General features: G+C 42.0%; 15 protein-coding genes. 12 read left to right on the top strand and 3 right to left on the bottom strand.

Translation table 11 applies throughout. The features are described 5' to 3' along the window. Positions 1-130: 130 nt before the first annotated feature. The 6 genes from QYZ87_05915 to QYZ87_05890 all read left to right on the top strand — a co-directional run bounded on the left by QYZ87_05915 (position 131) and on the right by QYZ87_05890 (position 4,975). A complete protein-coding gene (locus tag QYZ87_05915) occupies positions 131-1,045 on the top strand; it encodes a phosphatidylglycerol lysyltransferase domain-containing protein (GenBank protein ID MDN4754062.1) in 915 nt (304 codons plus the stop codon). 16 nt (positions 1,046-1,061) lie between these two features. Next, positions 1,062-1,727, top strand: coding sequence for a GNAT family N-acetyltransferase (locus tag QYZ87_05910; GenBank protein MDN4754061.1), 666 nt, complete (start codon positions 1,062-1,064; stop codon positions 1,725-1,727). Positions 1,728-1,835: 108 nt separating this feature from the next. Then, positions 1,836-2,555 (top strand): 4-hydroxy-tetrahydrodipicolinate reductase, encoded by a 720-nt coding sequence (gene dapB, locus QYZ87_05905; GenBank protein ID MDN4754060.1) that lies wholly within the window; start codon positions 1,836-1,838, stop codon positions 2,553-2,555. A gap of 9 nt (positions 2,556-2,564) precedes the next feature. Continuing rightward, on the top strand, positions 2,565-3,977 hold the full coding sequence (gene lepB, locus QYZ87_05900) for a signal peptidase I (protein ID MDN4754059.1): 1,413 nt from the start codon (positions 2,565-2,567) through the stop codon (positions 3,975-3,977). Between the two features lie 7 nt (positions 3,978-3,984). Then, positions 3,985-4,365: a hypothetical protein gene (locus QYZ87_05895; GenBank protein MDN4754058.1), complete on the top strand. Its 381-nt coding sequence runs from the start codon at positions 3,985-3,987 to the stop codon at positions 4,363-4,365. A gap of 13 nt (positions 4,366-4,378) precedes the next feature. After that, positions 4,379-4,975: a WbqC family protein gene (locus tag QYZ87_05890; protein MDN4754057.1), complete on the top strand. Its 597-nt coding sequence runs from the start codon at positions 4,379-4,381 to the stop codon at positions 4,973-4,975. Positions 4,976-4,997: 22 nt separating this feature from the next. On the opposite strand, the gene QYZ87_05885 is transcribed toward QYZ87_05890, so the two are convergent. From QYZ87_05885 to QYZ87_05875, 3 genes are all read right to left on the bottom strand, one after another. Further along, positions 4,998-5,519, bottom strand: coding sequence for a gamma carbonic anhydrase family protein (locus tag QYZ87_05885; GenBank protein MDN4754056.1), 522 nt, complete (start codon positions 5,517-5,519; stop codon positions 4,998-5,000). A gap of 79 nt (positions 5,520-5,598) precedes the next feature. Continuing rightward, the gene (locus QYZ87_05880) at positions 5,599-7,392 is read right to left on the bottom strand and encodes an aminopeptidase P family protein (protein MDN4754055.1); all 1,794 of its coding nucleotides are present in this window, start codon (positions 7,390-7,392) and stop codon (positions 5,599-5,601) included. A 21-nt stretch (positions 7,393-7,413) separates the two neighbouring features. Beyond that, positions 7,414-8,961 carry a DUF4301 family protein gene (locus QYZ87_05875; GenBank protein ID MDN4754054.1) on the bottom strand — a complete coding sequence of 516 codons (1,548 nt, stop codon included), beginning with the start codon at positions 8,959-8,961 and terminating at the stop codon, positions 7,414-7,416. 597 nt (positions 8,962-9,558) lie between these two features. Here QYZ87_05875 and QYZ87_05870 point away from each other — a divergent pair. From QYZ87_05870 to nqrC, 6 genes are all read left to right on the top strand, one after another. Next, entirely contained in the window at positions 9,559-10,059 is a 501-nt protein-coding gene (locus tag QYZ87_05870; GenBank protein MDN4754053.1) for a 3'-5' exonuclease, read from the top strand. Positions 10,060-10,206: 147 nt separating this feature from the next. Then, the gene (murF, locus tag QYZ87_05865; GenBank protein ID MDN4754052.1) at positions 10,207-11,622 is read left to right on the top strand and encodes a UDP-N-acetylmuramoyl-tripeptide--D-alanyl-D-alanine ligase; all 1,416 of its coding nucleotides are present in this window, start codon (positions 10,207-10,209) and stop codon (positions 11,620-11,622) included. 17 nt (positions 11,623-11,639) lie between these two features. Beyond that, positions 11,640-12,473 (top strand): zinc transporter ZupT, encoded by an 834-nt coding sequence (gene zupT / locus QYZ87_05860; GenBank protein MDN4754051.1) that lies wholly within the window; start codon positions 11,640-11,642, stop codon positions 12,471-12,473. Positions 12,474-12,764: 291 nt separating this feature from the next. Next, positions 12,765-14,117, top strand: coding sequence for a Na(+)-translocating NADH-quinone reductase subunit A (locus QYZ87_05855; protein MDN4754050.1), 1,353 nt, complete (start codon positions 12,765-12,767; stop codon positions 14,115-14,117). A 55-nt stretch (positions 14,118-14,172) separates the two neighbouring features. Continuing rightward, positions 14,173-15,384, top strand: coding sequence for an NADH:ubiquinone reductase (Na(+)-transporting) subunit B (locus tag QYZ87_05850; GenBank protein MDN4754049.1), 1,212 nt, complete (start codon positions 14,173-14,175; stop codon positions 15,382-15,384). A gap of 43 nt (positions 15,385-15,427) precedes the next feature. Continuing rightward, entirely contained in the window at positions 15,428-16,135 is a 708-nt protein-coding gene (gene nqrC, locus QYZ87_05845; protein ID MDN4754048.1) for an NADH:ubiquinone reductase (Na(+)-transporting) subunit C, read from the top strand. Positions 16,136-16,138: the final 3 nt, after the last annotated feature.

Here is a 16,138-nt window from a genome sequence, read left to right as displayed (position 1 = left end):
TAGTGTCGTGAGTAAGGGTTTTGGTAGACCTACTATTCTAGTCTAGGAGCAAGGTTAGAGCCTTTATTTTTAGTAACTTTGCCCTAGGATGTTATACAATATTGGTGAATTTACCAAAGACTAAATATAGATGGCTGAGTTAATAGAGTTTCATAGAGTAACCCTTGACGATAGGACTAGGGTGGAAGAATATAGAAAGTTGAATCCATATTGTAATTGCGATTACTCCTTCGGGAATCTGTACAATTGGGGCTTTTTTTATAAGACAGAGATTGCTTTTCATAAAGATATGATGGTGGTTCGTTTTCGATATGAAGATGATACACGGACTGCCTATTTGATGCCTATTGGGGATGGCGACTTTGCCGATGTCCTAATGGATATGGAATATACAATGGAACAGACAGAGGGAGGTCCTTTGGTCCTTATGTCTGTTATAGAGAAAGGGGTTGAGTTACTTCAAATGACACGCCCAGAGAACCTACACATCATAGAGAATCGTGATTATGCAGATTATATCTATCTAAGAGAGAAGCTCGCTACGCTCTCTGGTAAGAAATTACAGAGTAAGCGAAATCATGTGAATAAATTCAAGCGGATGTATCCTGACTACCAATATGAAGAGATTAACCAAGAAAATGCTAAGGAGTGCTTGGCTGTTGAGGATGCTTGGTATGCTGTCTCTGATCGTACCGAGGATATCCAAGAGGAGCGTAGAATGGTTCGTACTGCCTTGAGTGAGTTTGAGGAGATTGGGTTGAGTGGAGGTTGCATCCGAGTGGATGGTAAGATAATTGCTTTTACCTTAGGAATGCCTATTAGTAACTGTTGCTTTGGTGTTCATGTGGAGAAAGCTGACATCAATTATGAGGGCTCTTTTGCTATCATTAATCAAGAGTTTGCGAAGAGAATCCCTGAGGAGTTTGAATCGGTCAATCGAGAAGAGGACTTGGGGATAGAGGGACTTCGGAAGGCAAAGCTATCTTATAAGCCTAAATTAATCATGGAAAAATTCACCGTAGCTCTAAGATATCCTGAAGAGTGAAAATGAGTTTATTATAATGATGGAGAGAGTTCTTTTTTCTCGAAGTGATAAAGAGCAACATCGCTCAATTCTTCGCTTGCTCTGTGAGGCTTTTGGTCATCAGTATCTGCATTATTACGAACTACATCTTGAGGCCTTAGCCTCAGCTGATAGTACCATACTATTAGCGGATAAGGGAGAGATCGTAGCTCATATTCAGGTGGTCTCATACGATGCTAAGTTGTCGTCATCGCTAGGGCTTCGAAGGTGTGCATATCTCTATGCTATCTGTACTGCAGAGAGTCACCGAGGTACAGGGATTATGACTAAACTCATGCGGGATTTATTTAATGGAGAGCTAAGAGCGAAAGGGTATGACTTTGCTATTTTAGTCCCTGCGGATACTGATCTGATTGCCTATTACGAGCGATTGGATATGAGGTTGATGTCGGGCTCTATCTTTATGAAGGCACCTAAAGAGGCATATCCCGTCATTCGCCCGGGATTAGATGCTGAATGCTATATGGATAGTGCTGCAGAGCTGGATGCACAGTTTGAGGAACTTACGTATAGCAAGGGGAGCTCCTGTCGCTTCCCTCAGAAATGGGTGCCGTTTACGCCTAAGCAGGTGGGATGGATGAGTTATCCGCTTGCTGAGGATATTTTGCCTGAAGATACCATGCTGGTTAATCCATTGACCTAATACCCCATTAGGCCTCTACTCTATAGACTCAATCGGATGTGAAATGGTCCTATTTGGGGTATCTTATTTTTGAGTAACTTTGTGCGTAAAGCAATAAAATTGAGTAAGATGAAGATTTGTATAATAGGATATGGTAAGATGGGGCACGAGGTGGAGCGAATCGCTCTAAGTCGTGGTCATGAAGTGGTCGGAAAGTTGGATGCCCAGTGGGATACACTCCCTGAATGTGATGTGGCTATCGAATTTACGACGCCAGAAACAGCATTTGAGAATATAAGTAAGGCTATAAAGCAAGGGGTACCGATCGTATCAGGAACTACAGGTTGGCTTAAAAAGTATGATGATATCCTCACTGAGGTTGATCGTCATGAGGGGAGTTTCTTTTATGCCTCTAATTTTAGCATCGGAATTTACCTGTTCCGTCAGCTTAATAAGCATTTGGCGAAGATGATGAACTTCTTTCCTGAATATGATGCGTCTATGGAGGAGATCCACCATATTCATAAATTGGACTATCCTAGTGGGACGGCTTTGACTCTAGCTGATGAGGTCATTGAACAGCTCGCTGTAAAGACAGAGTCTAAGCCCTACCTAGCAACCGATGCAAAACCTGATGCTACACCAGAGCAATTATTGATACGTTCTGTTCGAGAGGGCGAGGTTCCCGGGACACATACGATTCGTTATGAGAGTGAAGAGGATGTGATAGAGATAAAGCATGAGGCGAAGGGACGTGCAGGTTTGGCTCGTGGGGCTGTCCTGGCTGCAGAGTTTATTCAAGGTAAAAAAGGTGTCTTTGGGATGGAAGACCTTGTAAATATCAAGTAAGGCGGTTTCATGAAAAAAATTAACTTTGACTATAAGAAGGTACCCCTTCACAGCTGGATTTGGGTCACAATCTATGCGATCCTGACCATAGGCATGGCGATATGGACTCGTAATGTATGGGTCTTTATTATCGTATTCCCATTTCTTTTCGACATCTGTATTACGCACATTATACCGTGGCGTTGGTGGGAAAAGTCCAATAGTAAGGCCTTAAAAAGCTTTATGAAGTTGATTGAAGACTTAGTCGTGGTGCTTATTGTGGTGCACATGCTGAATCTTTTTATTTTTCAGAACTTCAAGATCCCAAGTTCTTCACTCGAGAAGACTTACTTAGTCGGAGACTATCTATATGTTAGTAAGCTGTCATACGGACCGAGGGTACCTATGACTCCGCTGGCTTTCCCACTTTTTCATAATCAGTTCCCTTGGGGCGGCAAGACCTATTCTGAGAAGCCACAGTGGGAGTACAAGAGATTGAAAGGACTGCGAGAGATAAAGCTGTATGATATCGTCGTCTTTAATTTTCCTGCTGGTGATACGATTTGTACAAAAAAGTTGAATCCAGACTATTATACCACCGTACACATGGATGGTAGGGACAGGGTTTGGAACGATAAGCAGACCTATGGTGAGATACAGTATCGTCCAGTGGACATGAGGGACCATTATGTGAAGCGCCTGGCAGGTATGCCTGGAGATTCTCTTGCCGTTATTGACAATGACCTCTATCTGAATGGGGTTAAGCAAGAAAGACCCAAAGAGATGCAGCTTAATTATTACGTTCAGACCAATGGTGCCTTTTTCACTAACGAGGAGTTGCAGCAATTGGGCGTGAGTAATGATGATGTGTTGTTTTTCTCGGGTCAAGATCCACGATTCTCATATTTGTATCAGAGTTATCTGAAGTTAGATAGTGTGAATAATAGTGGATATGGTGCTGTATATCACATGCCTTTGACGGAGGAGATGAAGACAGAATTGAGCAAACATAGTGCCGTTAAGAAGATCGTCATAGAGCCGACTCCTGATGTTAAATCTTTCCCTACCTACCCATTGAACTTAGATACTGGGTGGACTCGTGATAATTATGGACCTATATGGATACCTAAGAAGGGCGCGACGATTACGCTTACTCCTGAAAATCTGGAGATCTATGACAGATGTATTCGTAACTTCGAAAGGCATAATTTAGAGATCAAGGATGGTAAAGTATTTATCGATGGGGTACAGAGTGATACCTATACCTTTGCCATGGACTATTATTTCATGCTAGGTGATAACCGTCATCGCTCAGCCGACTCTAGAGCTTGGGGATTTGTACCTGAGGATCATATTGTTGGGACACCTCTATTTGTATGGCTCTCATGGGATAAGGATAAGCAAGGCGTCCGATGGAATCGTTTCTTTAAGCTGCCAAAGTAATCCTAAGATGAGTCGGGAGAAAGGTAATAGCAAAGGAGTAATCCGCCTATTGGGTGGGGGTGCTCTTTTGCTATTATTTATCATCTTATTTAGGATGTTCGTCATCAATACTTACTATGTAGGTATGCATGGAGAACTTCCTGATGGGGTTCGTCATAAGAGCCTTCTCTTGGTGGCTTTACAGAACGAGCCGGCGGCGAGTAATGACTTACTAGTGGTAACACTCTATGATGATGAGGGGAACCGACAACTACTCCCAGCACGGCTCATTCAGAGTAGCTCGGTCCATCCAAGACAAGAGCTCTTAGTAGATATAGGCACTTCTGATATCTGGATTCTTAGAGAGCAAGTTCACGGAACGGTAGTAGGGCAGATTAAGCTGCCTTAGATGACAGAAAAATATGAGACTTTTACCGACAGCCTTTTTGCCTGACTATCATTATCTCTCTATGCTCATGCATGGCGAGTGTGCTATATATGTGGGGGAGATGTATCAAAAGCAGAGCTATCGAAATCGTACCGATTTCCTCTCATCTAATGGTGTGGTGAGTTTTTCTATACCGGTGCAGAAGATCGGCTACCCTTCACCACCGACATCACAGGTGATGATATCACCTCATGGTCATTGGCAACACCAATTAGGACATTTACTGATTAGCAACTACACGAATAGCCCATACTGGTTTCATTATGGGCCTATGGTGCTGGAGCTTGTCACAGATGAGAGGATTATCTCTCTTGTGGAATTCAATCAAAGGTGGCTAGAGCTACTCTGTAAGTCTTGGGAATTAGAAATGCCCAAAGTGGTAGATGAAATTAGCCCGAACGATACGTCTTACCCAGAAGTGATCACGCCACAATATAAAAAGAACCTGCCAATCCCTTCACGGTACTGGCAGGTCTTTGAACATAAATTTGGCTTCACTCCCTATCTGTCCTCATTGGATCTCTTGCTGAACCTAGGTCCAGAGGGACGTCTCTATCTCAGGAAGTTATAGCCTTAGGGTTTTTCCCACATCCTCACTCTTGAGGCGGGTACCACGAAGCATACATCTGGTAATTGTCGGAGATTCGTTTGTTAATCGTTTGCGATTGTTCGGGATCAACCATCTTAACAAACTTGGCTGGTACTCCAGCATATAGAGCTCCTGGCTCTATGATGGTGTTACTCAGCACCACAGCACCGCCAGCAATGATAGCTCCTTTGCCGACAACGGCATTGTCCATAACAATAGCACCCATGCCAACTAAAGCTCCTTCTTCGACTTTAGCTCCATGAATGATGGCATTGTGCCCGATGGATACATTATCCTCAAGGATGGTAACAGACTTCTGGTAAAGCGTATGAAGGACAGCTCCATCCTGTACATTCACATTCTTTCCGATGCGGATGCTATTAACATCACCACGGACTACAGCATTGAACCAGATGCTTGAGCCTTCTCCAATCTCTACATCTCCTACCACTACACAGTTAGCAGCGAGGAAGACATTATCTTCAATCTTTGGGGTAAAGCCCCTTACGCTTTGAATGATTGCCATAAATTCTTTTCTTTAATTAAATAGTAGAGACAAAGGCATGCCTCTGTCTCTACCCATTAATAATCTTACTTTATACTCATTACTTCTTAAGAGGAGCTGTCTTAGCTTTAAGCCAAGCAGCCTCTTCCTTACTGAGCAATGGAGATATTCTCTCATAAACGGTTGCTTGGTAGTCGTTGTACCACTTGATTTCGTTAGGCTCCATCAGATCTACATTGACTAAGCTATTATCCATATAGCAGACCGTTAAGGTCTCAAAGGCATAGAAAGCCCCATCTACTGACTTCTTAAATGGTATGGTGCGGATAAGGTTCTCGATACGGATACCATATTCGCCTGTGATGTAAATGCCAGGTTCGTTAGAGGTAACCATACCAGGTACTAGCTCTGTAGGATTCTCATTCATACGAATGTTTTGAGGACCTTCGTGGACATTTAGGAAATGACCTACACCATGACCTGTACCGTGACCATAGTTCTGACAGTTGTCCCAAAGAGCCTTACGAGCAAGGATATCTAATTGAGAGCCACGAGTTCCTTGAGGGAAGATAGCTGTCGCTAACTGAATATGCCCCTTTAGTACACGTGTGTAGTCATCTTTCTGCTTTTGGCTAGGTTTACCATCTAGTGAAATAGTACGAGTGATGTCGGTGGTACCATCATAGTACTGACCCCCTGAATCTAAAAGCAACATCCCCTTAGGCTCCAGCTTATAGGCACTTTCAGGGGTAGCACTATAGTGAACAATCGCACCGTGATCGTTATATCCAGCGATGGTCCCAAAGCTATCACTCACATACTTCTCATCCTGAGCACGGAAGCCAGAGAGTTTCTCTCCAATTTCATACTCAGTTGGGTTATTGCCCTCAGCTAGAGTCTTTTCTAACCACATGAAGAAACGAGTTAGAGCAGCTCCGTCACGATTCATTACGGTGTAATATCCCTTATATTCAGCTTCATTCTTCACGGCCTTATGGAATGTGATAGGACTAAGCTGCTGTATCTTAGTTACGTGGCTAGGTACAGCACGGTAGAAGGCGTAGTTGGTCCGGATGGGATCAAGGCAGAGTACATCGCTATCCTTTAGGTTAGCTACATCTGTATATACTTCGTTGTATTCTTTTATCGTAACGCCATTTTCCTTTAGATGCTCTTTGACTTCCGTAGGAAGCTTTTCGGGGAAAGTATAAAGGATAACCTCACGAGGCGTGATGAGTCCGTATGCGATGCCTACGGGATTGTAAGCTACGTCATTGCTACGGATATTGAAGAACCAAGCAATCTCGTCAAGCATGGTTATGATATAGGTATTTGCACCCATATCCTCTAGGGAGGATCTCACTTGCTTAATTTTATCAGCTGTAGATACACCAGCATACTGAATGGGTTGTACGAAGAACGGGTTGCGAGGAATTTCAGGCATGTCCTCACGAGCCATACCGATGAGGTCTTTGTCGGAGACAATTTCGATACCAGCGATGTCCATCGCTTTCTTATATCCCAGTGCTTCTGTAGTGCTGATGGCTTTATCCAAGAATCCGATTCTCTTAACACCAGGTTTCTTCCTAAGATAGTCTGCTATACTAGGTGTCTCTGGTAGTCCCTCCTTGCGAAGAGTGATCGTGGTTCCCTCTAGTTGCTCAGCACCTTGGAGGAAGTAGCGTGAATCTGTCCATAATCCCGCTTCGTCTAGTGCAACTACTGCAGTACCCGCAGATCCATTAAATCCACTTATCCACTCTCTATTCTTCCAGCACTCAGGGGTGTATTCGCTCAGGTGATGATCGGAGCTAGGTATGATATATGCATCAATATTTTCTTGCTTCATCACCTTACGAAGTGCCTGAAGTCTGTTCTTAATTACGTCTTTCATTTGTAAATGTTATTATTTGATTTAAAAATTTATTTTTGTTGTATGTATAGGTCTCAGAAGATCATTCACGATCTTCACGGGATTAAATGTAGTGGCCGGAACTTCTACAAAAGCTGTGTTCCAGTTACTCATGGCACCATTCCATAGTCCTGGTAGCTCAAGAGCCTTCAGCTCTACGCCCTTCTGACTCTTTTTGCTGATGAATCCTGTGGACTCATCAACGAAGGAGAGAAGGTCAAACTTATGTCCTCGATAGTCCTTAACCCCACAAACTAAATCCACAGGATTAAAGAATCGACTCTTTCGAAACTCTTCTAGGTCCTCTTCGTTCTCCTTATCTATCTGGCTACTTTCTAAGATCTGTAATCCTGTAGATCCATCTTCAGACCTTACGATATAGGGCCCACCTCCAGGTTCCCCCTCATTACGTACCATTCCGCAAACACGGGTAGGGCGATTGAGAAGCCTGCGAAGTTCGATGATTTGCTCTTCCAAGTTTGTATCTTCCAAGTAACTTGTGTCAATACAGAAAGACTCCTCAAGGAACTCTCGGATCTCAGAGATAAGTCCTGTATTGGCTTTCTTTTCTGAAGATAACTGTGACATATACTTGAATACCTTATCCTGAAGCTTGATGAGATAACCCCCAATTATCTTCTTGTGGATAATCGTGTCACATGATAGCAATTCAGGCACTACATTATCAATGTTTTTGATAAAGATGATGTCAGCGTCTATTTCATTTAGGTTCCAAATTAGAGCCCCATGTCCCCCAGGACGGAAGAGCAGGCTACCGTCTTCATTACGTATGGGGTTATTCTGCATATCTACAGCAATGGTATCTGTTTCGCCCTTTTGGATGCTGTGAGAGATATCATAGACGACAGAATATCTATCCTCAAGTTCAGCTTTACGCTTCTGCATTAGATTCTCAAAGGGCTCAATATGTTCAGGGGAAAGAGTGAAATGTATCTTTACCGTCCCGTCACTGTTTCGAGCATATTTAGCACCTTCCGTCAAGTGCTCCTCTGCAGCTGTTCGAGAGCCATCTGAGTATCTGTGGAATAGTAAAAGTGCTTTGGGGAGCTTTCCATAATTGAGCCCCTTAGGTTCTAAGAGGTACTCTATGACTGTTTTCTCAGCTCCCATTTGAATCAATTTTTCACAGCCTTTACCACCCTCTCCAAGCATACACGCTCTATTCAGGGCATCGAAGAATGCAAAATCCTTAATGTGTGCCAGTACTTCCTTGACGGACTCATTCATTTTCCCCTCATTGAGGAAAGAGTAGAGATCCTTAAACATCCTAGAGGCTGCTCCAGAGGCAGGGACGAACTTCACAACTTCACTTGAGGGAGATAGAAGTTTGTCTTCCCATAGCTTCAGTACTTCCTCTATTTCCTCCTCTGTCATGGAGATAATGCCATGTTCTTCATCCGCAGATCGGACGATAGATAGGTAAGGATATCCCTTCTCAAATCGTCTTATTTGCGACTCTAATTCTTGCTTGGAAATGCCTTTCTGTTCCAGTTGCTCTAGGTCAGCATCCGTCAAATGTAGTTCTGCCATAAATGTACTTTTTTATCGTGGTTCTTTTTTAAAGTGTTTTGTCATTATCATCTAAAGGGAGTTGAAGACTTCTATATAGCCCCAAATCAGTGGCCTCTACAGTTGATGACTTAGAAGAAATCATGTCAAGCAAATCCCAAAAGTAAAGGTCTCACAGCATTATGCTTTATTTCGCGGAGGCCATAAAGCAGATGAATCTCCTTTGATTGGGATTTTTTTTATCTTATCAACCCTTACAAATGTAATATTTTATTTGCACTTAGCCCTTACTTTTTTGTTAACTAATCTTACTTGTTGTAAGTGAGAAGTGGGTGTGTAAGTTACTTCCTTACACCTTGAAATTAAGCATAAAAATTATAGTGCTAATGATATTAAGATAACCTGATGCAATGAAAAAGCCTTTAGGAATTCTTGATGTAGGCATTGTGTAATGTGCTTATTGAGAATAGGACCTTTTTCGTGCTTAATTTTTTAGGGTGACCTGTTCTTCGTGGGTTAGTGTTTATATGCAAATGACAGCCTGCTGTTGTTTGCGATTTGAAAATAGATTAACTTTGAGGGTGGGTAGAGGGATAAGTGTCATTATATCAATTTACAATGAAAGACTTTATCGCTATTGACTTTGAGACGGCTAATTACTGCCGCAGTAGTGTGTGCAGTGTGGGTATTGTAACTGTACAAGAGGGGGAAATTACTGATCAATTGTATGAACTCATACATCCGTCCCCCAATTACTATTTACCGGCATGTACTTCTATACACGGACTGACTGCTATGGATACCGATGAGGCACCATATTTTCCTGAGGTTTGGGAGAAAATCACTGCTCGCCTGCCTATAGGACTTCCATTTGTCGCTCATAATTCGGCTTTTGATCAGAGCTGTCTCAAAGCAGTCTTTCACAAGTATAAGATGAACTATCCGCTAGAGTATCGCTTTTTCTGTACCTATCAAGCTGCTCGACGCTATTTTGGGAAACAGCTTCCTAATCATCAACTTCATACGGTATCAGCTCAATGTGGATACGATCTTAGAGATCATCACCATGCGTTGGCAGATGCTATAGCCTGTGCACACATAGCACTTAATATCCTCTGAGGTAGCTCTAACCTCTTTCGAATCATGGTGGTGTGACTAAATTGTTTTCATTTGGAGCACAAAGAGAAATATCCCTATAATATGTTAGTGGAGAAATGCTGAAATTGAGGTACTTTTGTTGGTAAATGAAAAAACTATGTCGTAGTAATGATGAGTAATCCTATATATATTAATCAGGAAACATTGTACAAGTCTTTTTTAGAGCATCCCTCAGTTTGTACAGATAGCAGAAAGCTAAAGCGAGGAGATCTGTTTGTTGCTCTAAAGGGCCCTTCATTTGATGGAAATGACTTTGCCCTAAAGTCATTAGAGCTCGGTGCTGCCTATGCAGTGGTCTCTCGTCCCGATTTAGCAGAGGCAGATCCCAGATGTCTATTAGTAAAAGATACTCTTGAGGCACTACAAGACCTCGCACGCTCGCACAGAGCATCATTGAATATACCGGTAATTTGTATTACAGGAACCAATGGGAAAACAACGACTAAGGAACTAACATGTGCAGTTCTTAGTCGAAAATATAGAGTCCTAGCGACAGAGGGTAATCTCAATAATCACATAGGGGTGCCTTTGACCATCCTAAAGATAACTTCTGAACATGAGGTAGCCATTATTGAGATGGGAGCCAGTGCAGAGGGAGAGATAAGACTACTTTCGGATATCGCTCAGCCTACTATAGGGGTTATTACTAATATAGGAAAAGCTCATCTACAAGGCTTTGGCTCTCAAAAAGGCATTTTGCGTGCTAAGAGCGAACTATTTGAATATTTAGAGCATTCGAATGGAGTTTATCTCCTGAATGGTGATGACCCATTGCTTCGTGAGCACTGGTATCACTCTGAAGCATTGACTTATGGGGTCGGATTAATAGAGGGCCACGATCACTTTGTAAGAGGGATTCACTTAGAGGAGGATCCTTATTTGTCGCTTGAAGTGATAGCCAAAGGTGAACATCAAAAAATTGGTACCAATTTGATAGGAAAGTATAACGCTAGCAACGTATTAGCTGCTGTGGCCGTAGGAATTAAACTTGGTATCACGATGGGGGATATTGCTTTAGCGATGAAAGATTATGTTCCATCAAATAATAGGTCTCAATTGGTGAAAATGAACCGTGGCATTGACATCATATTGGACTGTTACAATGCTAATCCGTCTAGTATGATGGCTGCACTCCAAAATATCGAAGGGACTAGGAAAATTCATAAAATGGTTGTGCTTGGGGATATGCTGGAGTTGGGCGAAGATAGTGAGAAAGAGCATGCACAGGTCATTAATTGGTTAAGACAGCATCCCGAAATAGTTCCTATTCTCGTGGGTCATGAATTTGGAAAAGCTCTGAACTATGATCCAGCGGTTGAAGGTGAGCGAAATACGACTCTTTATTTTGATCAAAGTGACTTGTTACAAGAGTTTCTAAAGAATTTAGAAATACCAGATGAATCCATTATTCTAATAAAAGGTTCACGAGGAATGGCTCTCGAGAGATGCGAGCCCTTGATAGAGGCATCAGCATGTAGAAGTGGAAAGGGTGGGGCTTCATTTTGGTATAATCAATCTAAATAGAAAAATAGGATAACGTAATGTCAGAGAATGTACTATTTGCTTTAGTGATAACGCTTTTTGCAGGGCTCTCTACTGGTATCGGTAGTGCGATTGCATTTTTCACAAAGAAAACTAATACAAAGTTTCTTTCGGTAGCTCTTGGTTTGTCTGCTGGAGTGATGATTTACATCTCATTTGTGGAGCTATTAAGTGGTTCTATTGATATGATGTCAGAGATGTATGGTGAGAAAAATGGTCAGTTATATTCTATACTGTCATTCTTTGGTGGTGTCTTTCTGATCATGATGATTGATTTCTTAATTCCAGAGGATCTCAATCCACATGAAATTATGGAGATGAAGGACATTAAGGGGGAGATGACGGAAGAACTTAGGAATGAGATTGATCAGAAGAAAAAGACCTCTGCACTGATGCGAGCTGGTCTAGTCTCGGCGTTAGTTATGGCTATTCATAACTTTCCAGAAGGTATGGTGACCTTTCTCTCGGCTCTCGAAAATCCTACCTTGGCTCTGCCTATTGCCATTGCCATCGCGATTCACAATATACCCGAGGGAATTTCTGTCTCTGTTCCTATTTATTATGCAACAGGGAATAGGAAGAAAGCCTTTTGGATATCTTTTTCGAGCGGCTTAGCTGAGCCAGTGGGTGCACTTATAGGGTATTTAATTTTGGCCCCGTTCCTAAATGATACTTTGTTTGGAGTGATTAATGCGGCCATAGCAGGCGTCATGGTTTATATCTCATTAGATGAGTTGTTACCAACAGCTCAAAAGTATGGGCATCACCACCATTCCATTGTGGGACTTATTATTGGAATGATCATAATGGCTGTATCACTTGTCTATATTTAAGTGGTACTGAGTTTTGGATGGACTACCTTTATTTTCGAATGGGGGAATTTAGGTAAATGGTCATTTATCTTTTTCCTCACGTTTTTTCTAATTAGCAAGTCGTTGTGCGTAAATTGAATAAGAGTGGACGATATTATTCATTGAATCTCTGTTGGGTATAGGTAGGAGATCAATCCTTGTGTTAATAAAAATTATTCACGATTATTTGACTCAATAAGATTAATATATGCAAAATAATAGGTAAGTTTGTCCGCAAGTATCATAAAATAAATATTTCTTAATTGAAAGATTATGGCTAATGTTATTAAAACAAAGAAAGGACTGGATATCAATCTTGTAGGTGAAGCTCCTAAAGTGGAGGTCCTTGCTAGTCCAGTACGTTCTTATGGAGTGGTTCCTGATCATTTTTCAGGGATCATACCGCGTCTTTCCGTAAAGGAGGGTGACCATGTGCAGGCTGGGGATGCGGTAATTTATCATAAAAATGAGCCAATGCTAAAGCTGACCGCTCCGGTTAGTGGGGAGATCGTAGAGGTGAAACGTGGTGCTAAGCGAAAGATTCTTTATGTGCAAATTAAGCCAGAGTCAACTATTGATTATAAGGAGTTCGATGTCGCTAATGCTAAAATGAAAAGCAGAGAAGATATACTGAACCTTCTAGGGGAGAGTGGTTTATTAGCTCTTTTCCGTAATCGTCCTTATGATATGATCGTGGATCCTAAAGTGACTCCTCGTGATATTTATGTGACTGGTTACTTGAGTGCTCCTCTGATGCCAGACGTGATCTCCCTAGTGAAAGATGATCTTAAGTATCTTCAAAATGCTATTGATGTTATTGGTAAGCTCACGAAGGGGGATGTCTATATGGGCGTTAAGAAGGGAACTCCACTAGAGGTTAAGAACTGCAAGGTATACGAAATTGATGGTCCCCATCCAGCTGGTAATGCTAGTGTCTTCATTAATCACACAAAACCGTTAAATAGAGGCGAAAATGTGTGGGCTATAGGCTTGACAGAGTTGGCTCTTATAGGTCGCTTCTTAGCTACAGGCCGTGTGGATATGAGTCGCAAAGTCGTGTTTGCTGGTAGTTGCTTCGAGAGTGCAGGATATGCTACCGTAAGGAGTGGCTCAGAAGTCAATGACCTGACAGCTGGGAAAATTGAGGATGGAAAGAGGTCAGTCCGGATTATTGATGGTGATGTCCTTACCGGGACTAAATTAACGGAGGATTATAGGTATATGAGCCCATTCTCTAACATCATTTCTGCTATTCCTGAGGGTGATGATGTGAATGAGTTATTTGGGTGGGCTGCCTTAGGTATGAAAAAATACAGTGTGAACCGATCATACCCAACATTCTTATTCGGAAAGAGTAGAAAATATGATATTGATGCTCGACTGAAAGGTGGAACTCGTGCTATTATCGTTAGTAACGAGTATGATAAGGTGTTCCCTCTTGATATTTATCCTGAGCAACTGGTGAAAGCCACTATTGCATTCAATATAGATAAGATGGAAGAGCTTGGGATCTATGAGGTAGCACCTGAGGACTTTGCTCTCTGTGAGTTTGTGGACACTTCCAAACTAGAGCTTCAGTATATTATTCGTAAAGGGCTTGATGAGCTCTATAAAGAGATGAATTAATTATTGATTCATCAAAAGGATTGATTATTTACAGATATAATAGATACTTACTACTTTGAAATCTTTAAGAAAACATATAGACAAGATCAAACCGAATTTCATGCCGGGAGGTAAGTTCTCCAAGCTACAATCGGTTTTTGAAGGTTTTGAAACCTTCCTCTTTGTCCCAAATGAGACTAGTAAGCGTGGGGTGCATATTCATGATGCCATGGATTCTAAACGCACCATGACTGTGGTTATTTTTGCCCTACTTCCAGCACTTCTATTCGGTATGTATAATATCGGATACCAACACTATCTAGTGAATGGAGTAGATGCAGGCTTTTGGGCGACATTCTTCTACGGATTTTTAGCAATGCTCCCAAAGATCATTGTGAGTTATTTGATTGGTTTGGGAATCGAGTTTGCCGTGGCACAAGCAAAAGGTGAGGAAATCGCAGAGGGATACTTGGTATCTGGTTTGCTGATTCCTATGATATTACCTATTGAGACTCCTTTATGGCAAGTCATTGTGGCGGTCGCATTTGCTGTGATCTTCGCAAAAGAGGTCTTTGGTGGTACAGGGTATAATATTTTCAACGTCGCTCTTGTGACTCGTGCTTTCCTATTCTTCTCTTACCCAGGTCAGATGTCTGGAGACGCTGTCTTTATTCGTACCGGTAAGCACTGGGGATTAGGTGCTGAGAGCTTGGTCGATACATACACTGGAGCAACCCCTCTAGGTCAGGTGGGTTTGGTTGACTCAAGTGTTCCTACTATCACTGACGCTGTAGGCAATCCACTTAATACCATGGACTTCTTTCTGGGTTTGATCCCTGGATCCATTGGGGAGACCTCTACATTGGCTATACTGATAGGTGCCTTAATCCTTATTGTTACAGGAATTGGTAGCTGGAAAATAATGCTTTCCGTCTTTACTGGAGGTTTCTTAACAGCAGCCCTTTTTAATGCGATAGGTACTACAGGAGCGATGATGCTTCCAGCAATTGATCATATATTACTAGGAGGTTTTGCTTTCGGTGCTGTGTTTATGGCAACAGACCCTGTCACTGCTTCTCGTACAGAGAAAGGTAAGTGGATTTACGGATTTTTGATAGGTTTCTTTGCTATCGCCATCCGTACACTCAACCCTGGTTATCCAGAGGGTATGATGTTGGCGATTTTATTGATGAATGCCTTTGCTCCGCTAATTGACTTCTACGTCTTGGATGCTAACATCCAGAAACGTGTGAAGCGTGCGAAAGCTATAGTAGCAAATAATAAATGAGAGAGGAAAGCTTAATATTGGACAATAAAGAGACAGTATAAAGATGAATAAGAATAGTAATACTTATGTGATCCTCTACTCTGTAGTGATGGTAGTAATTGTGGCTATAGGGCTTGCATTTACTTCGGAGCTGCTGAAGGATCGTCAGAAATCTAATGCCAACATTGATACAATGAGGCAGATATTAAGTTCGCTACATATTACGACCGATGAGAGTAATACTGAGAGCGTATATGCAAATACTATCCAAGAAGCATTTGTAGTGGATGCTGAAGGTAATGTGATTCCAGGATCAGAGGGGGTGACCGTAAATGATCAAGCATTTACGACTCGTCTTCAAGACCTCTATTCTGCACCTAAATATCCTGTGTTTGTTGCAGAGATAGATGGTGAGAAGAAGTACGTCCTAGGAATGTATGGTGCAGGTCTATGGGGACCAATTTGGGGCTACCTTGCTATGGACGCTGATGCAGATACAGTGTATGGGACTACTATGAGCCATGAAGGTGAGACTCCAGGACTGGGAGCTGAAATCACTTCGGATAAATTCTTGAAGCAGTTCCCTGGCAAACATATCTTTGTCGAGGGAGAGTTTAAGAGTATTGCAGTCGTTAAACCGGGAAAAAGCGTTAGTGGGAAAGATTATGTTGATGGCATTTCTGGAGGTACTCTTACTTCTCAAGGTGTTGATCAAATGCTTTACAACTCACTGAAGCTTTATGAACCTTATTTAAATAAACTGAAGAAGTAATAG

It is taken from the genome of Porphyromonadaceae bacterium W3.11, from assembly GCA_030434245.1.
Classification (GTDB): domain Bacteria; phylum Bacteroidota; class Bacteroidia; order Bacteroidales; family Porphyromonadaceae; genus Porphyromonas_A.
Note: the sequence above shows the minus strand (reverse complement) of the source record. Positions and strands in the feature narration are given on the sequence as shown.